Annotated in this window: 17 protein-coding genes and 1 pseudogene; 11 read left to right on the top strand and 7 right to left on the bottom strand. The window is 67.6% G+C overall.

Annotated features, from left to right (window positions below; translation table 11 throughout):
- Window positions 1–203 precede the first annotated feature (203 nt).
- Window positions 204–1,304: a baeRF3 domain-containing protein gene (locus tag OG976_RS02495; protein WP_328357437.1), complete on the top strand. Its 1,101-nt coding sequence runs from the start codon at window positions 204–206 to the stop codon at window positions 1,302–1,304.
- A 5-nt stretch (window positions 1,305–1,309) separates the two neighbouring features.
- Here the strand turns inward: OG976_RS02495 and OG976_RS02490 are convergent, their stop codons facing one another.
- From OG976_RS02490 to OG976_RS02480, 3 genes are read right to left on the bottom strand one after another with little or no spacing between them, the layout of a single operon-like run.
- Window positions 1,310–2,374, bottom strand: coding sequence for a quinone-dependent dihydroorotate dehydrogenase (locus OG976_RS02490; protein WP_328357434.1), 1,065 nt, complete (start codon window positions 2,372–2,374; stop codon window positions 1,310–1,312).
- On the bottom strand, window positions 2,374–2,628 hold the full coding sequence (locus tag OG976_RS02485; protein ID WP_328357431.1) for a DUF5703 family protein: 255 nt from the start codon (window positions 2,626–2,628) through the stop codon (window positions 2,374–2,376). Before OG976_RS02485 ends, OG976_RS02490 begins: the two co-directional genes overlap by 1 nt.
- Complete coding sequence (locus OG976_RS02480; RefSeq protein ID WP_328357428.1) at window positions 2,625–3,656, bottom strand: YncE family protein; 1,032 nt, start codon at window positions 3,654–3,656, stop codon at window positions 2,625–2,627. The genes OG976_RS02485 and OG976_RS02480 overlap by 4 nt, the downstream gene beginning before the upstream one ends.
- A 141-nt stretch (window positions 3,657–3,797) precedes the next feature.
- On the opposite strand from OG976_RS02480, the gene OG976_RS02475 reads away from it, so the two are divergent.
- From OG976_RS02475 to OG976_RS02455, 5 genes are all read left to right on the top strand, one after another.
- Window positions 3,798–4,109 carry a hypothetical protein gene (locus tag OG976_RS02475; protein WP_328357426.1) on the top strand — a complete coding sequence of 104 codons (312 nt, stop codon included), beginning with the start codon at window positions 3,798–3,800 and terminating at the stop codon, window positions 4,107–4,109.
- A 46-nt stretch (window positions 4,110–4,155) separates the two neighbouring features.
- Window positions 4,156–4,989, top strand: a complete 834-nt coding sequence (locus tag OG976_RS02470; protein WP_328363078.1) for an undecaprenyl-diphosphate phosphatase — start codon at window positions 4,156–4,158, stop codon at window positions 4,987–4,989.
- Entirely contained in the window at window positions 4,986–5,678 is a 693-nt protein-coding gene (locus tag OG976_RS02465) for a histidine phosphatase family protein (protein ID WP_328357424.1), read from the top strand. Before OG976_RS02470 ends, OG976_RS02465 begins: the two co-directional genes overlap by 4 nt.
- A gap of 70 nt (window positions 5,679–5,748) precedes the next feature.
- Entirely contained in the window at window positions 5,749–6,333 is a 585-nt protein-coding gene (locus OG976_RS02460) for a DUF3090 domain-containing protein (RefSeq protein ID WP_328357422.1), read from the top strand.
- Window positions 6,330–7,172, top strand: a complete 843-nt coding sequence (locus tag OG976_RS02455; RefSeq protein ID WP_328357420.1) for an SCO1664 family protein — start codon at window positions 6,330–6,332, stop codon at window positions 7,170–7,172. The genes OG976_RS02460 and OG976_RS02455 overlap by 4 nt, the downstream gene beginning before the upstream one ends.
- Here the strand turns inward: OG976_RS02455 and OG976_RS02450 are convergent.
- Window positions 7,169–7,615: an META domain-containing protein gene (locus tag OG976_RS02450; RefSeq protein WP_328357417.1), complete on the bottom strand. Its 447-nt coding sequence runs from the start codon at window positions 7,613–7,615 to the stop codon at window positions 7,169–7,171. The two genes, OG976_RS02455 and OG976_RS02450, sit on opposite strands and share 4 nt — an antisense overlap.
- 57 nt (window positions 7,616–7,672) lie before the next feature.
- Between OG976_RS02450 and OG976_RS02445 the strand changes: the two genes are divergently transcribed.
- From OG976_RS02445 to OG976_RS02435, 3 genes are all read left to right on the top strand, one after another.
- On the top strand, window positions 7,673–8,434 hold the full coding sequence (locus tag OG976_RS02445) for a 3'(2'),5'-bisphosphate nucleotidase CysQ (protein ID WP_328357415.1): 762 nt from the start codon (window positions 7,673–7,675) through the stop codon (window positions 8,432–8,434).
- A 100-nt stretch (window positions 8,435–8,534) separates the two neighbouring features.
- A complete protein-coding gene (mshC, locus tag OG976_RS02440) occupies window positions 8,535–9,773 on the top strand; it encodes a cysteine--1-D-myo-inosityl 2-amino-2-deoxy-alpha-D-glucopyranoside ligase (RefSeq protein ID WP_328357412.1) in 1,239 nt (412 codons plus the stop codon).
- 22 nt (window positions 9,774–9,795) lie between these two features.
- Window positions 9,796–10,674: an SDR family oxidoreductase gene (locus OG976_RS02435; RefSeq protein WP_328357409.1), complete on the top strand. Its 879-nt coding sequence runs from the start codon at window positions 9,796–9,798 to the stop codon at window positions 10,672–10,674.
- Window position 10,675: 1 nt separating this feature from the next.
- On the opposite strand, the gene OG976_RS02430 is transcribed toward OG976_RS02435, so the two are convergent.
- The gene (locus OG976_RS02430) at window positions 10,676–11,779 is read right to left on the bottom strand and encodes an acyl-CoA dehydrogenase family protein (protein WP_328357406.1); all 1,104 of its coding nucleotides are present in this window, start codon (window positions 11,777–11,779) and stop codon (window positions 10,676–10,678) included.
- Window positions 11,780–11,788: 9 nt separating this feature from the next.
- Window positions 11,789–12,964, bottom strand: coding sequence for an acyl-CoA dehydrogenase family protein (locus OG976_RS02425; RefSeq protein ID WP_328357404.1), 1,176 nt, complete (start codon window positions 12,962–12,964; stop codon window positions 11,789–11,791).
- A 154-nt stretch (window positions 12,965–13,118) separates the two neighbouring features.
- Between OG976_RS02425 and OG976_RS02420 the strand changes: the two are divergent.
- Window positions 13,119–14,434 (top strand): annotated as a pseudogene (locus tag OG976_RS02420) (HNH endonuclease signature motif containing protein).
- 1 nt (window position 14,435) lies between these two features.
- Here OG976_RS02420 and OG976_RS02415 read toward each other — a convergent pair.
- Entirely contained in the window at window positions 14,436–15,326 is an 891-nt protein-coding gene (locus tag OG976_RS02415) for a PAC2 family protein (RefSeq protein ID WP_328357402.1), read from the bottom strand.
- A 271-nt stretch (window positions 15,327–15,597) separates the two neighbouring features.
- Between OG976_RS02415 and metH the strand changes: the two genes are divergently transcribed.
- Window positions 15,598–19,359 carry a methionine synthase gene (metH, locus tag OG976_RS02410; RefSeq protein ID WP_442930406.1) on the top strand — a complete coding sequence of 1,254 codons (3,762 nt, stop codon included), beginning with the start codon at window positions 15,598–15,600 and terminating at the stop codon, window positions 19,357–19,359.
- The last annotated feature ends 14 nt before the right edge of the window (window positions 19,360–19,373 follow it).

The raw sequence follows: 19,373 nt of genomic DNA, 5'->3' as shown, positions 1-19,373 counted from the left end.
ACCGAAAACACGACACTTGACAGACGAATTACAGTTCGCCATTCTGGTGGGCGAGGGGAGTACCTCACCTTCAACTTTCGTCGTCATCACGGTTCGGACCGATCCGAATCCGGCGTAAGTGCCCGTCATAGTCCTACGGGTCGAGGAAGACCTCAACCTAGACAGCGTGAATTTGATGTGCGCTCGTGGGATGGGAACTCTCGATGACCTTTGCACCCAACGCAATCCGTTCGATCAACCAAGCTGACCCGCTGACGGCCGACGCGGTAACCGCCCTGCAGTCGATGCGCGACTACCCGAGTATCTCGATACTGGCCACCACCCAACCCGGAAGAACGCTGCACGAGCGCGATCTGGTGACCCTGCGTCACCTCAGCGCACAGGTCGGGACGCGGTTGGACGACGAGCAGATCGCCGAGCGCCAGCAGCTGCTTGACTCGCTGGCATCACTGATCGCCCAGTCGGCTCAGGAACCGGCCGATCGCGCGGTGGCTCTGTTCGTCAGCCCGTCACACCAGTGCCGGATCACCCTCCCGGTCGCCGTCGCCGACCGGTGTGTCGTCGATCCGACGTTCGCCACCCGTGATCTCGTCCGTGCTCTGCAGCATTCCCCTCGACATACAGCGTTGCTCTTGTCCGCCGACAGTGCCCGACTGTTGCATGGCCACGGATCGTCGCTGTCGCCCGCGCCCGGCAGTGCCTTTCCCGCTCACCGACGCAGCGACGGAAGGCGCGGCAACCGCAATGCGGAACCGCAGACCGAATTCCTGCGCCGAGTGGACCGGGGTCTCGGCGCCGCACTTCGCCTCAACCCGATGCCGCTGGTCGTCGTGGCTGCAGAACCCACCGCCACAACGTTTCTCCGTCTTTCGCGCAACACTGAACGCCTTGCCGGCGTGGTCCGGGGCAATCACCTCAAGACCCCCGCCGGCGCCTTGAGTGATCTGATCCGACCTGTGCTCCGTGACTACCTTCGGAGCCGGAGTAAAGAGGCCCTCGAGCTGATCGAGCGGCGCGCCGGCGCCGAGCGGGTGCTCCGTGACATCGACACCGCGTGGCTGGCTGCCCGGTGGGAGAGGCCCGAGTTGCTCGCCGTCGAAGAGGACTACTTCTTCCCTGCGCGTCTAGGACCCGACGGCGACACTCTCATTCCCGCCGACGACGTCGATCATCCAGATGTCATCGACGACGTCGTCGACGAGCTCATCGAGATCGTGCTGGGCCGCGGGGGTTGGATTGCGCTTCTCGAACCAGGTCAGCTCCCGGAGGGAACGCATCTGGCGTTGACGCTGCGCCGACGGTGAAACGCCTACTGGCGCGCAGCCGAGCCGACCGCGTCGCTCAAGCAGGTGAACCCCCCGGCACGCAGCCGCTGCGCGATGCCGTCGTGAATGTCCTTGGCCCACAGGCCTCCGCCGTAGATCCAGCCGGTGTAGCCCTGCAGCAGCGACGCGCCAGCGGTGATCCGCTCCCAGGCGTCGTCCGCGGTTTCGATACCGCCGACGCTGACGAGTACCAGCCGCTCGCCGACCCGGCCGTAGAGCCGCTGCAGGATCTCCAGCGATCGCTGCGCAACCGGGGGTCCGGAGATTCCGCCTGCGCCGAGTTCGTCGACGCCGGGGGTGTGCAGCCCGGCCCGCGAGATCGTGGTGTTGGTGGCGACGATGCCTGCCAGCCCGAGTTCGACGGCCAGGTCGGCCACCGCGTCGACGTCGTCGTCGGACAGGTCGGGGGCGATCTTCACCAGCACGGGTGTGGACGTCTCACTCAGGACGGCGCTCAGGATGGGGCGCAGCGACTCCACCGCCTGCAGGTCGCGCAGCCCCGGGGTGTTGGGGGAGCTGACGTTGACCACCAGATAGGCGGCCAGCGGGCCGAGCAGTCGCGCGCTGGAGCGGTAGTCCTCGGCGGCCAGTTCGGGCTCGGTGACCTTCGACTTGCCGATGTTCACCCCGATCGGCACGTCGGGCTGGTGCCGGGCCAGCTGCAACGCCAGTTGTCCGGCGCCGTGGTTGTTGAAGCCCATCCGGTTCAGCAGTGCCCGGTCCTGCGCCAGCCGGAACAGCCGCGGCTGGGGGTTGCCCGGCTGCGGGACGGCCGTCACTGTGCCCACCTCGGCGTAACCGAAACCCAGTGCACCCCAGGTGTGCAGGCCGACGCCGTCCTTGTCGAATCCCGCGGCCAGCCCGAGCGGGCCCGGGAAGCGCACCCCGAACACCGTGCTGGCCAACACCGGATCCTGCGGAGCGAGCCGGCGGCTCAGCTGCCTGCGGGCGCCTCCGGTGGCCGTCGCGGCGCGCAACGCCGCGAACACCAGCGTGTGGATCCGTTCGGGGGGCACCAGGAACAGTGCCCGCCGCACCGCGGAGTACATCACAGGTCCGGCTGGTCTGCGTTGCGGCCGTCGACACGGATCTTCTTGCGCCGCAATAAGACTCGTCGACTCCCGTCGGTGTAGAGCCGTACCCGGGTCAGTTCCCAGCCGCGGTACTCGGCCTCGATCGACAACCGTGTCGACGCGCTGATCCGGGTCACGTCCGGCGGCAGCCGCAGCGGAACCCACTCGTAGTCGTCGGAGAGGTCGACCTCCCAGCTGGCGGGCATCCGGCCGCGGTGGGCGCTGCTCATCGGCCACCGGCGGCGTTACGGATGACCTGCACCCCGGCGCCCGAGCCCGACACGACGTAGAGCGTGCCGGTCTTGTCGTCGAAGGCCAGCGAGTTCGGTTGCTGCACGGTCGGGTAGCGCACCTTTTCCACGGGGATTCCAGTAGCGAGATCGTAACCAATGACGACGTTCGCCGCGGTTTGTGAAACCCACACCAGATCGCGCGATCCGGCCAGCCCATAGGGCGCACCGGACACCGGATACGCCTGGCGTTCGATCAGCGGATCGACACCGAAGACCAGCAGCTGACCACCGCGGGTGTCGGCGACCAGCACGCGCCCCTGCGGATCGGCGGCCAGCGTGGTGGCGCCCTCGCCGGCGCGCAGCGCCTGCTGGGCCTTGCCGTCGGCGTTCAGCGCCGTCACCGAGGTCTGCCCGCGGTCCAGGACGACGGCGGTGTCGCCCTCGGTGACGATCGCGTCGACCCGGGCGAAGATCTCGGCCTTGGCGGCCACGGCGGTCTCCGAGGCCAGTGTGTAGGCGGCGCCCTGCGCGCTGCCCAGCACCAACCGGCCGTCGGCCCGCCGGGCGATGGCGGTGAAATCGGTGTCGGCCTGGCCGTCGACGGCGACCTGCCGGGCGGTCCCGGCCGCCACGTCGACCACGATGTAGCCGCCGCGCCTGGACAGGTAGACCGAGCCCTGCCCGTCACCGGCGATCGACGAGGCCGGGCCGCCCAGCGGGACTGCCCGGGGCGAACCGGGTGGCCCGAACACCGTCACCGTCGCGGCGGTGTTCGGGTCGGCGGCCGGGGTGAAGACCACCAGCGACGCCGTCTTGGCGTCGAACAGCGCAGCCTGCGGGCGGCCCCCCAGCGCCAGGACCTGCCCGGCGGGTGGGGTTGCGGGGGGCGGCGAGATGGCGGCTTGCGCGGGTTCGATGGTGGGCGGAGGCGCGTCAAGCGGACTCGAGGAGCACCCGGTAGCCAATACCGCGAGGGTCAGGAACACGCCGGTACACCTGCGCAAACCAGCGCTGTTTACAACCATTGGCAACGGGTAGCCCTCGGACGTGTGCACGATCGAGCGACTGGGTCGCCCTCTGTCGATCACTGATTCTAGGTCTCCGCGCAGAAGACAAGTTTGCGGTCATGTCTACTGCATTTCCGTAACCGGGGTTATGGTGACCTCATGACGCTGGCTGCGACTCCCGAGTCCGACGGGCGAGAATTTGCCATCGAGGACATCTCGACGGGCCTGTTCGCCAGTGGATTCGGCCACCTCGGTGACGGGCGGAGCTTCTCGTTCCACGTGCACCGCGGCCAGTTGGTGGTCGAGGTCTACCACCCGCGGCTGGCCGGCCCGGTGCCGCACGCCGAGGACGTTGTTGCCGCGGCCACCCGCAACATCGGCGACTTCGACATCAACGACGAGCGCAGCCTGATCGCCGCGCTTCGCGACGCCGTCGCCGACGCGCAGCCGGTGCCCCGCCCGGCGCGCTGAAAGTCCAGCTTCATCCAGTACGGTCGGCGGCGTGGAAGTCGCGTCGATGTCGTGGTTGCAGGTCGTCGTCTTATCGATCGTTCAAGGGCTGACGGAGTTCCTGCCGGTCTCGTCGTCGAGCCACCTGGCGATCGTGTCGCGGGTCTTCTTCTCCGGTGATGCCGGCGCCTCGTTCACCGCGGTGTCCCAGTTGGGCACCGAAGCCGCCGTGCTGATCTATTTCGCCCGCGACATCGTGCGGATCCTCAAGGCCTGGTTCAACGGGCTGTTCGTCAAGGCGCACCGCGACAACGCCGACTACCGCCTCGGCTGGTACGTCATCATCGGCACGGTGCCGATCGTCGTGCTCGGGCTGGCGTTCAAGGAGGCGATCCGCGGCGAGGTGCGCAACCTCTGGGTGATCGCCACCGCGATGCTGGTGTTCTCCGCGGTGATCGCCGCCGCCGAGTACTTCGGCCGCCAGACCCGCCACATCGAACAGCTCACCTGGCGGGACGGCCTGGTGGTCGGTATCGCGCAATGCCTGGCGCTGGTTCCCGGCGTGTCGCGGTCCGGATCGACCATCAGCGCGGGTCTGTTTCTGGGGCTCGACCGCGAATTGTCCGCGAGATTCGGCTTCCTGCTGGGCATTCCGGCCATCCTGGCGTCGGGACTGTTCTCGCTGCCGGACGCCTTCCATCCCGTGACCGAGGGGATGAGCGCCACGGGTGCCCAACTGCTGGTCTCCGTCGCCATCGCCTTCGTGGTCGGCTTCGCGGCGATCACCTGGTTGCTGCGGTTCGTCGCCCACCACGCGATGTATTGGTTCGTGGGCTATCGGGTGGTGCTGGCCCTGGTCGTCATGGCCTTGCTGAGTACCGGAGTGGTGGCCGCGGGATGACGGTCATCCTGCTGCGCCATGGCCGTTCGACGTCGAACACCGCCCATACCCTGGCCGGGCGCACCGAGGGTGTCGAACTCGACGACAAGGGCCGCGCTCAGGCCGCCGCGCTTCCCGACCGCGTCGAAGGCCTGCCGATCGCGGCGCTGGTGCGCTCGCCCCTGCTGCGCTGCCAAATGACGCTGGAGCCACTGGCCGAGGCGCTGGGCCTTGACCCGGTGGTAGACGAACGGCTTGCCGAGGTCGACTACGGGCAGTGGACCGGGCGTGCCCTGAAGGATCTGGTGAAGGAGCCGCTGTGGTCGGTGGTTCAGCACCAGCCCAGTGCTGCGGTGTTTCCCGACGGTGAGGGTCTGGCCCAGGTCCAGGCCCGCGCGGTGGCCGCGATCCGCGAGCACGACCGCCGACTGGCCGAGCAGCACGGCAACGATGTCCTGTGGGTGGCGTGCACGCACGGTGACGTCATCAAGTCGGTGGTCGCCGACGCGCTCGGTGCACACCTGGACAGCTTCCAGCGCATCACCGCCGACCCGGCTTCGATGAGTGTGATCCGCTACACACCAGTCCGCCCGTTCGTGATCCACGTCAACCACACCGGCGGCCAACTGGCGTCGGTGCTGCGCGCCCCGCCGCCGTCGGACGGCGACAAGCCCGCCGACGACGCGGTCGTCGGCGGTTCGACGGACTAGGGCTTCTCCGCATCACCGCACCGCGCCGAGTTACGGCTCAGCTGCTTCTGCCGGTATTTTGGAGGTAACTATGCCCCGAGCTATTCACGTCTTCCGCACTCCCGACCGATTCGTGGCCGGGACCGTTGGGCAACCCGGAAACCGGACGTTCTACCTGCAGGCGGTGCACGACAGCCGGGTGATCTCCGTGATTCTGGAAAAGCAGCAGGTCGCCGTGTTGGCCGAGCGCATCGCGGCGCTGCTGGTCGAGATCAACCGGCGCTTCGGCACACCGCTGCCGCCGGAGACCGACGTCGAAGACCTCAGCCCGCTGATCACCCCGGTCGACGCCGAGTTCCGGGTCGGCACGATGGGGCTGGGCTGGGACTCCGAGGCGGAGACCGTCGTGGTGGAGTTGCTGGCCGTCAGCGACACCGAGTTCGACGCGTCGGTGGTCCTCGACGACGCCGAGGAGGGCCCCGACGCGGTGCGGGTGTTCCTGTCGCCGGAGTCGGCGCGGCAGTTCGCCAGCCGATCCCATCGCGTCATCTCCGCAGGCCGCCCACCGTGCCCACTGTGTGACGAGCCGCTGGACCCCGAGGGCCACATCTGTGTCCGCACCAACGGATATCGGCGCGGCGCATTCGGCGGCGCCGAGGACGACCTGGACTCGTGACGGGAACCGACGAGTCGGTGGCACGTGAAGTGCTGGCACGCGGAGAGCTCAACGTTCTCGGCCGGATCCGTTCGGCAAGCAACGCCACCTTCTTGTGCGAGGCGACGCTCGGCGAGCAGACTCTGCACTGCGTCTACAAGCCGGTCGCCGGCGAACAGCCGCTGTGGGATTTCCCGGACGGCACTCTGGCCGGCCGCGAGTTCGGCTCCTATCTGGTGTCGGCGGCACTGGGCTGGAACATCGTGCCGCTCACCGTCATTGGCGATGGGCCCGCCGGGCGCGGAATGCTGCAACTGTGGGTGGATCAACCCGGCGACGATGACGACGAAGACGACGACGACAAAGACGACGCCGAGCCAGCCGGTCCCGGACTGGTCGACCTGTGCCCGGCGGATTCCATTCCGCCAGGCTATCTTCCGGTGCTCAACGCCTACGATTACGCGGGCAACGAGGTGACGTTGGTGCATGCCGACGATCACCGGCTACTGCGGATGGCGGTGTTCGACGTCATCGTCAACAATGCCGACCGCAAGGGTGGCCATATCCTGGCCGGTGTGGACGGCCGGGTCTACGGCGTCGATCACGGTGTGTCGCTTCATGTTCAGGACAAGCTGCGCACGGTGTTGTGGGGCTGGGCGGGCAAGCCCGTCGACGACGAGACCCTGGCGGCGGTCGCGGTCCTAGGTGAGCAGTTGTCTGGTCCGCTTGCCGAGGAACTGTGCGGCCACATCACCGATGCGGAGGTAACGGCGTTGCGCCGGCGGGTCCGCGCTCTGCTGGACGACCCGGTGATGCCGGGCCCGGATCGGCGACGGCCGATTCCCTGGCCGGCCTTCTAGGGCTTGTCGGGCTTGGCCGGCTCCCAGTGCAGGATGCCGCCGTCAGCCAGTAGCGACATGTGCAGCCGGCCGTCCTTGAGCAGGAAACCCCGCACGTAACCCAGTGCGGTGGACACCTCGCTGTCCAGAGACGGCTGTGGGCAGGCCATCCTGGTTGTCGCGATCGGCCCAAAGGTGAGGCTGCCGGAATCCGACGACGCCGCGCTGGCTTGCCAGGTGGCGCTGCCGCGGTTGCAGTCGATGCGGAACGCGGCCTGGCCGTCGGATCCGAAATCGACGGTGAACATCGACGGATCCGCGACCGTGGTGGTGCCCTGCTCGTCGCTCATCGATTCCAGGCTGAGCAGCCGCCAGCTCGTGCCGGCCAGCGGGTGCGGCGGCGGCGTGGAGTCGCACGCCGCCAGGACGAGGACGGCGCTGGCGAGGAGCCACAACAGGCGCATTCGCTGCAATCTACGGGCGGCGGGCAGGGGTGATCATGATTCGGAGATACTGACACAGTGAGTCTGACTGATGCGGAGCTGGCCGCCGACCTGGCCGAGGAGGCCGGGCGTCTGCTGCTGGCCGTCCGCGAGGAGGTCGGTCACGACTACCCCTGGGAGCTCGGTGACGCCGGCGACTACCGCGCCAACGCGCTGATCCTGCGCCGCCTGCAGGCCGAACGACCTGATGACGCGGTGCTCTCCGAGGAGGCCTACGACGACCTCAAGCGGTTGCACGCCGACCGGGTCTGGATCATCGACCCCCTCGACGGCACCCGGGAGTACTCCATGCCGCGACGGGCGGATTGGGCTGTGCACGTGGCGTTGTGGCAGCGCAGCGGTCCGGACGGCGGCGCCATCACCGACGCCGCGGTGGCCCTGCCTGCGATGGGTGAGGTACATCGCAGCGACACCGTGGCGGCGCCGCCCGCGCCGCAGTCGGGCCCGATCCGCATCACCGCCAGCTCCAACCGCCCACCCGCGGTGTTGTGGCGGCTGCGGGACCGCCTGGACATGGAGTTCGTCCGCATCGGCTCGGCCGGCGCCAAGGCGATGGCCGTGGTGCGGGGTGACGCCGACGCCTACATCCACGCGGGCGGCCAGTGGGAGTGGGATTCGGCTGCTCCCGCGGGGGTGCTGCAGGCCGCCGGACTGCACGCAACCCGGATCGACGGCTCGCCGCTGCTTTACAACCAGCCCGACCCGTATCTGCCCGACCTGCTGATGTGCCGGTCGGAAGTGGCCGACCTGTTGCTCGATGCCATGTGGCTGGCGAGCTAGGGAATGGATCGGGCCCCCGCGTTGTCGCAGTGTGGCGAAGAGTACCGGTCCCATCACCACCCGGAGCGACGTGACGAGCGAACCCCTTAGAGTCAACGCCATGCAGTCGTGGCCGGCCGTCGAGATCCCGCAGCTGCCCGGTTACGGGCCTGCCCTGCGGCTCTACGACACCGCCGACGGGCAGGTCCGCCCCACGGCGCCGGGACAGACCGCGACCATGTACGTCTGCGGCATCACCCCCTACGACGCGACCCATCTGGGCCATGCGGCCACCTACCTGACCTTCGACCTCGTCTACCGGGTGTGGCTGGACAGCGGGCACCAGGTGCACTACGTCCAGAACATCACCGACGTCGACGACCCGCTGTTCGAGCGGGCCGACCGGGACGGCATCGACTGGCGTGATCTGGGGGCCAGGGAGATCCAGCTGTTCCGCGAGGACATGGCTGCCCTTAGGGTGCTGCCGCCGCAGGATTACGTCGCGGCGACCGACGCCATCGCCGAGGTGGTGGAGCTGGTGGAGAAACTCGTTGCCTGTGGCGCGGCCTACGTCGTCGACGACCCCGAGTTCCCCGACGTCTACTACCGAGCCGACGGCACTGCGCAGTTCGGTTACGAGTCCGGCTACGACCGCGACACCATGGTGCGGCTGTTCGCCGAACGCGGCGGCGACCCGGACCGCCACGGCAAGACCGACGTACTCGACGCGCTGCTGTGGCGTGCCGCGCGGCCCGGTGAGCCGAGCTGGCCCTCGCCATTCGGCCCGGGCCGGCCCGGATGGCACATCGAGTGTTCGGCAATTTCGTTGGACCGCTTGGGTTTCGGATTCGATGTCCAGGGCGGCGGCAGTGACCTGATCTTCCCGCACCACGAGTTCTCTGCCGCGCACGCCGAATGTGCCACCGGTGAGCGCAGATTCGCCCGGCACTATGTGCACGCCGGAATGATCGGCTGGGACGGGCACAAGATGTCCAAGAGTCGCGGCAACCTGGTGCTCGTGTCCCGGTTGCGCGAGCAGGGTGTGGACCCCGCCGCCATCCGGCTCGGCCTGTTCGCCGGGCATTACCGCAGTGACCGGTTCTGGAGCGATGAGGTGCTCGCGCACGCCAACGAGCAGCTGCACCGGTGGCGCAGCGCGGCGGCCCTGCCCGCCGGTCCTGACGCGACGGACCTTCTCGCGCGGCTGCGTCAGTACCTGGCCGACGATCTGGACACACCCAAGGCCCTGGCCGCCGTCGACGGATGGTGCGCCGACGCCCTGGCGTACGGCGGGCACGATCCGTCAGCGCCGGCCACCGTCGCGACCGCCGTCGACGCACTTCTGGGTGTGCGGCTGTAGCAATCCGGTACGTTTGGCGGCCATGAGTTCCGTCAACGGCAAGGTTGTCTTCATCACCGGCGGTGCCCGGGGCGTCGGAGCCGACGTGGCGCGCCGGCTGCGGCGCAAGAACGCGAAACTGGTTCTGACCGACATCGACGCGGCGCCGCTGGCCGAGCTGGCGGCCGAACTCGGCGAGGAGCACGTGCTGACCGCGGTCGCCGACGTCCGCGACCTGGCCGCCATGCAGAGCGTGGCCGATCAGGCCGTGCAGCGTTTCGGCGGTATCGACGTGGTGGTGGCCAACGCCGGAATCGCGACCTACGGCTCGGTGCTGAAGGTCGACCCGGAGGCCTTCACACGACTGATGGACATCAACGTCAACGGGGTGTTCCACACTGTGCGGGCCACCCTGCCCTCGATCATCGATCGTCGCGGCTACGTCCTGATCGTGTCGTCACTGGCGGCCTACTCCGCGGCACCCGGTCTCGCGCCGTACCACGCTTCCAAGGCCGCAGTGGAGCACTTCGCCAACGCGCTGCGCCTCGAAGTCGCCCACCAGGGTGTGGACGTCGGCTCGGCACACATGTCCTGGATCGACACCCCGATGGTTCAGGACGCCAAGAGTGACCTCAGCAGCTTTGCGCAGATGCTGTCCAGACTGCCGAACCCGTTGGGCAACACCACGAGTGTGGACAAGTGTGGTGAGGCCTTCGTCAAGGGCATCGAGGGTCGCCGTCGCCGGGTCAACGTGCCAGGGTGGGTCGGGGTGTTCCGCTGGCTTCGCCCGGTGCTGTCGACACCGCTGGGGGAGCGGCAGGTCGTGGCGATGGTGCCGTCGATCCTGCCTGCGATGGACGCCGAAGTGGAGGCGCTGGGGCGGTCCACCAGCTCCCGGCTCGAGGAGCTCGAAAAGCCTTGACCTACAGCGAGACCGTGCCGTAGGTGCCCACCTGGGCGGACAGGTAGCGCAGCTGGTCGGTCGCCGAGCCCAGGGTCTGGTCGATACCGGTCAGCCGGGCCGCGTAGTGGGCGATCGGATACTCCGCCGTCACGCCGATTCCGCCGTGCAGCTGGATGGACTCCTGGGCGATGTGCGTGCCCGAGCGGCCGATCTGGAACTTGGCCCGCGCGGCCACAACCGGATCCAGCCTGCCGTCGGTGATGGACATCGCGGCGTAGTAACTCATGCTGCGCGCCAGTTCGAGTGAGACGTACATGTCGGCGGCCCGCTGGGTCAGCGTCTGGAACGTCTTGAGTGGCACCCCGAACTGCTTGCGCGTCTTGAGGTATTCGGTGGTCAGCCGAAGCGATTCGTCCATCGCGCCGACGGCCTCGGAGCACAGCGCGGAGGAGTAGCGAACCAGCGTCGCGTGGATGCGATCGCTGACATCGCCGCCGTCGCCCAGCGGTTGGGCTGGGGCGTTGTCGAAGTCGATCTGGGCGCCGCGCTGGCCGTCGAACGTGCGGTAGGACTTGCGTGTCACCGCGTCGCCGTCGACCAGGAACAGTCCGTTTCCGCCGCCGGGCAGGGCCGCGGTCACCACGATGACGTCGGCTGAATCACCGGCCAGGACAGGGTTTTTCCGGCCCGTCACGGTCCAGCTGCCGCCGTGGTGGCTGGCCTGGGTGAGCAAGGCGTCGGAGCCGCGCAGACCCGGCTCGAAATGAGCCAGCGCCAAGAGCTTCTCGCCACCGGCGACCTCGTCGAGCAAGGCGCGCTGCTCGTCGCTGCCGAGTTCGGCGATCACACCGCCGGGGATCAACGCGGCCGCGGCGACCGGCTCGGGCGCCAACCGCCGGCCGATCTCGGTCATGACGACCGCGATCTCGATCTGGCCGGACTCCTCCGGGTCGAAACCCAGTCCCAGGATCCCGATTTCGGCGAGTTGTCCCCACACCTCGCGGCTCCAGCCGAGTTCGGAGTCGACGGACTTGTTGCGGCTTTCGGTGTCGTAGCTGCGGGACAGCACGTCGCGCGCGGTGTCGGCCAGCAGTTGCTGTTCTTCGGTCAGGTCAAAGTTCATGGCCGGCTCTCACAGTCCAAGGATCGTCGAGGAGATGATGGTGCGCTGAACCTCGTTGCTACCACCGTAAATCGAGGTCTTGCGGAAGTTGAGGTAGTGCGGCGCGGCATGCTGCGCCCACACCGGTGATGCGATGTCGTCGCCGCCGTTGAAGGGCAGCGCATCCGGGCCCGCCACCTCGACGGCCAGTTCGGTCACCGCCTGCTGCAGCTGGCTGCCGCGCAGCTTCAGGATCGACGACGCCGGGTTCGGCTTGCCGGTACCTTCGTCGCCGCTTACCCGCAACTGGGTCAATTCCAGTGCCAGCAGCTCGTTTTCGATCTCGGCCACCTTGGCCGCGAACAGGGTGTCCTCCAGCAGGCTGCCGGCGCCGACCTTGGTCTGCGCGGCGCGCTCCTTGACGTCGGCGAGCCAGACCTTGGTGGTGCCGACTCGGGCGATGCCGGTGCGCTCGTTGGACAGCAGGAACTTGGCGTAGCTCCAGCCCTGGTTCTCCTCGCCGACGAGCTGATTGGCGGGAACCCGGACGTCTTCGAAGAACACCTCGTTGACCTCGTAGCTGCCGTCGATCAGCTTGATCGGCCGCAGGGTGATGCCGGGGGTGGACATCTCGACGAGGATGAACGAGATGCCGGCCTGCTTCTTGGGGGCGTCCGGATTGGTGCGGGCCAGCACGAAGATCCAGTCGGCGAACTGGCCGAGCGTGGTCCAGGTCTTCTGCCCGTTGATCACGTAGTCATCGCCGTCGCGCACGGCCACGGTGCGCAGCGAGGCGAGATCGGAGCCGGCTTCGGGCTCGGAAAAGCCCTGGCACCACCAGATGTCGAGGTTGGCGGTCGCGGGCAGGAACCGCTCCTTGAGCTCCTGAGAGGCGAACTGAGCGATCACCGGGCCCACCATGCTGGCGTTGAATGCCAGCGGTTCGGGCACGCACGCCATCCGCAGCTCGTCGGCCCAGATCTGGCGCTGCAGCGGCGACCAGTCCTTGCCGCCCCACTCCACCGGCCAGTTCGGCACCGCCAGCCCGGCCTTGTTGAGGATGCGCTGGGTGTTGACGATGTCGTCGGGCCAGATCAGCGCCTCGCGGCGGGCGCGATCCCGGATGTCGGCCGGGATCTGCGTGGTGAAGAACTCACGAAGCTCATTGCGGAATGCCGCGTCCTCGTCATTCAGTGCCAGTTGCACGACTTCAACCCTCGATTCGTCGTTACTCGCCGGTATTCACCGTGCACGTTATCGCAGCCCGACCAACCGGTCGGCAGGAGCACCCCTTTGGGTCGCTGACGTTTTGGTGACGGGAGGCCGATTTCTGTCGGTACCCGGGCGTATTCTTTCGAACATGAGTTCGATCGTTGAGGCGCTGGACGCACTCGATGCGGCGGTCGAACTGTTGGGCGCGACCGATATCGAGGAACTGCCCGCCCATCAACGCTTCGCGATCCTCGAGCGGCTGGAAACCTCGCTGCGCCGCCAGGTGGCGATCTCCCACGAGCAGATCACTCATCTGGAGCAGTACGAGGGTTGCCCGCCGGTGCACATTGTGTTGGCCGATGTGCTGCGGATCAGCCGCAGCGCGGCCAAACGGCGACTGCGTGATGCCGAGCACCTGGCTCCTCGGTTGGCGTTGACCGGCCAACCGCTGGCGCCGCTGTTGCCGGCCACCGCCAAGGCCTGGGATGCCGGGCTGCTCGATGGCGAGCATGTCCGGGTCATTCAGAAGTTCTTCCGCGAGCTGCCCGACCACGTGCCCTCGGAGCAGCGGGAACGCGCCGAGCGCTCGCTGGCCGAGCATGCCGAACATCTGCGTCCCGACCAGCTGGAGAAGGTCGCCGCCCGGCTGGCCACCCACCTCAACCCCGACGGCACCTTCTCCGATGTCGACCGGGCCCGCAAACGCGGCTTCGTATGGTGCGGCGGGCAGCGCCCCGACGGGATGAGCGTCGGCAAGCTCACCGCCACACCTGAGCTGCGCGCCATGCTCGATGCCCTGTTCGCCAAACTCGCTGCCCCCGGCATGTGCACCCCCGACGGCACCGACGCCGACCGCGACGCCCGCGGGCACGGCCAACGCCAGCACGACGCCCTCGTCGACCTGACCCGACGCCACCTCGGCGATCCGAAACTGGGCCAGCACAACGGGCTGCCGGTCACCGTCATCGTCACCGCCACCCTGCAGGACCTGCAGGCCGCATCCGGACACGGCGTCACCGCCGGCGGCACGTTGGTTCCCATGACCGAGGTCATCCGGCTGGCATCCCATGCCTACAACTACCTGGCCGTGTTCGACGGCGTCACCGGCACGTCACTGTGGCTGGGCCGCACCAAACGCCTCGCCTCCGCCGATCAGCGAATCATGCTGTTGTCCAAGGAGCGTGGCTGTACCGCACCGGGATGCACCGTGCGCGGCTACGACTGCCAAGTCCACCACGCCACCCGGGACTGGAAAGACGGCGGCACCACCGACATCGACGACCTCACCCTGGCCTGCAAACGCGACAACCTGCACGCCGAAAACGACGGCTGGGACACCCGCAAACTCCCCAACGGGCAACCGAATGGATCCCGCCACCCAACGTTCCGCTCATCGGCGGCACCAACACCTACCACCACCCCGAACGGCTACTACCGAACGAAGACGAGGCAGATGACCCGTGAGTCAGCCCCGAAAGCCCGGACCCCGCCGGCGCAGATAGCGCTCGAACTCCGCGGCCAGTGCGTCGCCGTCGACTTTCGACAGCGCCTCGTTGACGTCCACGTCGGCGTCGCCGCGCTCTTCGAGGGCGGCCACGTACTCGGCGATTTCTTCGTCGTCGGCGGTCATCTCGGTGACCGCCACCTCCCACTCCTCGGCCTGGACGGGCAGGTCGCCCAGCGGCACCTCGATGTCGAGCACGTCTTCGACGCGGCGCAGCAGCGCGACGGTGGCTTTCGGGTTGGGCGGTTGGGAGACGTAGTGCGGCACAGCGGCCCAGAACGTCACCGCGGGGATCCCGGCCGCCACGCAGGCGTCCTGGAACACCCCAGCGATCCCGGTCGGACCCTCATACCGGGTCTCCTCGAGGCCGAAGAACTTCGCCGACTCGGGGGAGTAGGCCGCACCCGACACTGGCACCGGGCGGGTGTGCGGGGTGTCGGCCAGCAGCGCGCCCAGGATCACCACGGTGTCGACGTTGAGCTTGTCGGCGATCGCCAGCAATTCCGAGCAGAAGGTGCGCCACCGCATGTTGGGTTCCACGCCGTGCATCAACACGATGTCGCGATCGGATCCGGGCGGCCGGCAGTGTGCCACCCGCATCGACGGCCACACCAACTCGCGGGTGACGCCGTCGACCTGCCGGATCACCGGGCGATTGACCTGGTAGTCGTAGTAGGCCTCGTCGTCGATCTCGATGATCGTCTCGGCTTCCCAGATCGAGTCCAGGTGTTCGAGCGCGTCACTGGCAGCGTCACCGGCGTCGTTCCAGCCCTCGAACGCCGCAACGATAATCGTGTTGTGGAGTTCAGGCAGTTCCGGGCCCTTGGCACCGCTGTAGCTCGACGGGGTCACCAGATCAGCCTAAGGCTTGCGCGCCTGCGATGAGCCTTGTCCGACCTTCTACCCTGGTGTGGTGGTTGGTGCCGGCGATGTTCGGTTCGACACCGGCCGTGGGTACCCGGATTCCCATGAGTTGGGCGTCCGAAAGTCGATCGTGCGACGACGTAGACTTTTCTCCGTCGAGAGGCGTTGCAACGGCTACTTCGCGGGGATGTGATCCCCGCCCGGTATCCGCCACGCTCGACAGAGTTAAGGACGCCTTCCGCTACGGAAGGAACATGTGTTGAGCGCGAGCGCTGACGTGCACACCCCGCAGCCGAACATCCGTCCCGACTGCACCGACGAACTGACGGCTGCTCTCAAGCAGCGGATCATGGTGATCGACGGCGCGATGGGCACGGCGATCCAGCGGGACCGCCCGGACGAGGCGGGGTATCGCGGCGAGCGTTTCAAGGATTGGCCCAGCGATCTCGTCGGCAACAACGACCTGCTCACGTTGACGCAGCCGCACATCATCGAGGCGATCCACCGCGAGTACCTCCAGGCTGGCGCCGATATCCTCGAGACCAACACGTTCAACGCGAACGCGGTGTCGCTGTCGGACTACGGCCTGGAGGCGCTCAGCTACGAGCTGAACTACGCCGGCGCCGCGTTGGCCCGCGCCGTCTGCGACGAATTCAGCACCCCGCAGTGGCCCCGCTACGTCGCCGGGGCGCTCGGTCCGACGACGCGGACCGCGTCGATCTCCCCGGACGTCAATGACCCCGGTGCCCGCAACGTCTCCTACGACCAGCTGGTCGCCGCCTACCTCGACGCGGCCAGAGGCCTGGTTGATGGCGGTGCCGACCTCCTCATCGTCGAGACCATCTTCGACACACTGAATGCCAAGGCGGCGATCTTCGCCATCGAGACGCTGTTCGAGGAGCGCGGCCGCCGCTGGCCGGTGATCATCTCGGGCACCATCACCGATGCCTCCGGACGGACGCTGTCCGGTCAGGTGACCGAGGCGTTCTGGAACTCGATCAGGCACGCCAAGCCGCTCGCGGTCGGCCTCAACTGCGCTCTGGGCGCCCCGGAGATGAGGCCCTATCTTGCGGAGATCTCCCGAATCGCGGACATCTTCGTCTCCTGCTACCCGAATGCCGGTCTGCCCAACGCCTTCGGCGAGTACGACGAGTCACCCAAGCGTCAGGCTTCTTACGTGGCCGACTTCGCCGAGGCCGGTCTGGTCAACATGGTCGGCGGGTGCTGCGGAACGACCCCGGCGCATATCGCCGAGATCGCCAAGGTGGTCGAGGGCAAGCCGCCGCGTGAGGTGCCGCAGATCGAGGTGGCCACCCGGCTGGCCGGCCTTGAGCCGCTGAACATCACCGACGACTCGCTGTTCGTCAACATCGGTGAGCGCACCAATATCACGGGCTCGGCCCGGTTCCGCAACCTGATCAAGGCCGAGGACTACGACACCGCGCTGTCGGTCGCGCTCCAGCAGGTCGAGGTCGGTGCGCAGGTCATCGACATCAACATGGACGAAGGCATGATCGACGGTGTCGCCGCCATGGACCGGTTCACCAAGCTGATCGCAGCCGAGCCGGATATCAGCCGCGTCCCGGTGATGATCGACTCCTCCAAGTGGGAGGTCATCGAGGCGGGCCTGAAGAACGTGCAGGGCAAGCCGATCGTCAACTCGATCTCCATGAAGGAGGGCGAGGAGAAGTTCGTCCGCGAGGCACGGCTGTGCCGCAAGTACGGCGCCGCCGTCGTCGTGATGGCCTTCGACGAGCAGGGGCAGGCCGACAACCTGGAACGCCGTAAAGAGATCTGCGGGCGGGCCTACCGGATCCTGACCGAGGAGGTCGGCTTCCCGGCCGAGGACATCATCTTCGACCCGAACTGCTTCGCGCTGGCGACCGGCATCGAGGAACATGCCACCTACGGGATCGACTTCATCGAGGCCTGCGCCTGGATCAAGGCGAACCTGCCCGGCGTGCACATCTCCGGCGGCATTTCCAACGTGTCGTTCTCGTTCCGGGGCAACAACCCGGTCCGCGAGGCGATCCACTCGGTGTTCCTGTTCCACGCCATCAAGGCGGGACTGGACATGGGCATCGTCAACGCTGGCGCGCTGGTGCCCTACGACTCGATCGACCCCGAGTTGCGGGACCGCATCGAGGACGTCGTGCTCAACCGCCGGGAGGATGCCGCCGAGCGGCTGCTGGAGATCGCCGAGCGGTTCAACAGCTCGGACAAGGCCGAAGACCCGGCGGCCGCGGAGTGGCGCAGCCTGCCCGTCCGCGAGCGGATCACCCACGCTCTGGTCAAGGGCATCGACGCGAACGTCGACGCCGACACCGAGGAACTGCGGGCCGAGATCGCCGCCGCGGGCGGTCGTCCGATCGAGGTGATCGAGGGCCCGCTGATGGACGGCATGAACGTCGTCGGTGACCTGTTCGGGGCGGGCAAGATGTTCCTGCCTCAGGTGGTGAAGTCGGCCCGGGTGATGAAGAAGGCGGTGGCCTACCTGCTGCCGTACATCGAGGCGGAGAAGGTCGAGTCCGGCGCGTCGAGCGCCAAGGACACCAACGGCACGATCATCATGGCGACCGTCAAGGGCGACGTCCACGACATCGGCAAGAACATCGTCGGAGTTGTCTTGCAGTGCAACAACTTCGAAGTGATCGACCTTGGTGTGATGGTGCCTGCCCAGAAGATTCTGGACGCAGCCAAAGAGCACGACGCTGACATCATCGGGCTGTCCGGACTGATCACCCCGTCGCTGGACGAGATGGTCAACTTCGCCGTCGAGATGGAACGCCAGGGTCTGCAGATCCCGCTGCTGATCGGTGGCGCGACGACCTCGCGCGCCCACACGGCGGTCAAGGTGGCTCCGCGCCGCAGTGGTCCGGTGGTCTGGGTCAAGGACGCCTCCCGCTCGGTGCCGGTCGCGGCGGCGCTGCTGGACGACAAGCAACGGCCCGCCCTGTTGGAGGCCACCGAGAAGGACTACGCCTCGCTTCGCGAACGGCACGCCCAGAAGAACGAGCGGCCGATGCTGACGCTGCAGGTGGCGCGCGCCAACCGGACACCGATCGACTGGGACGACTACACACCGCCGGTGCCTGCCCAGGGTCTCGGTGTGCGGGAGTTCCTCGACTACGACCTCGCCGAACTGCGCGAATACATCGACTGGCAGCCGTTCTTCAACGCCTGGGAGATGAAGGGGCGCTTCCCCGACATCCTCAACAACCCGGCCTCGGGCGAGACGGCCCGCAAGTTGTACGACGACGCCCAGGAGATGCTCGACACCCTGATCAAGGAGAAGTGGCTGACCGCCAACGGGGTGATCGGCTTCTTCCCCGCTAACGCAGTGGGCTCGGGGGGCGAAGACATCGAGGTCTACACCGACGACACCCGCACCCAGGTGCTGACCACGTTGCACAACCTGCGCCAGCAGGGCCAGCACCGCGACGGCATCCCGAACCGGTCCCTGGGTGACTTCATCGCCCCCAGGGAGACGGGTCTGGCCGATTACGTCGGCGCGTTCGCCGTCACCACCGGGCTCGGCAGCGGGGACAAGATCGCGGAGTTCAAAGCGGACAACGACGACTACAGCGCGATCCTGCTGGAGTCGCTCGCCGACCGGCTGGCCGAGGCCTTCGCCGAACGGATGCACCAGCGGGTCCGCAAGGAGTTCTGGGGGTATCAGCCCGACGAGCAGTTGGACAACGCCGCGCTCATCGGTGAGAAGTACTCCGGTATCCGTCCCGCCCCCGGCTATCCGGCCTGCCCGGAGCACACCGAGAAGGCGACGCTCTGGGAGCTGATGGACGTCAAGGAGCGGACCGGGATCGAGCTGACCGAGTCGATGGCGATGTGGCCGGGCGCGGCGGTCAGCGGCTGGTACTTCTCACACCCGCAGTCGCAGTACTTCGTCGTCGGCCGGCTGGCCCAGGACCAGGTCGCCGACTACGCCAAGCGCAAGGGCTGGACGCTCGCCGAAGCCGAACGCTGGCTCGCCCCCAACCTCGGCTACAACCCGGAGGACTGAGACTGGTTGTCAGG

Source organism: Mycobacterium sp. NBC_00419, from assembly GCF_036023875.1.
In the GTDB taxonomy this organism is placed as follows: Bacteria; Actinomycetota; Actinomycetes; order Mycobacteriales; family Mycobacteriaceae; genus Mycobacterium.
The sequence above is the reverse complement of the archived record's forward strand: the minus strand, read 5'-3'. Positions and strand labels throughout refer to the sequence as shown.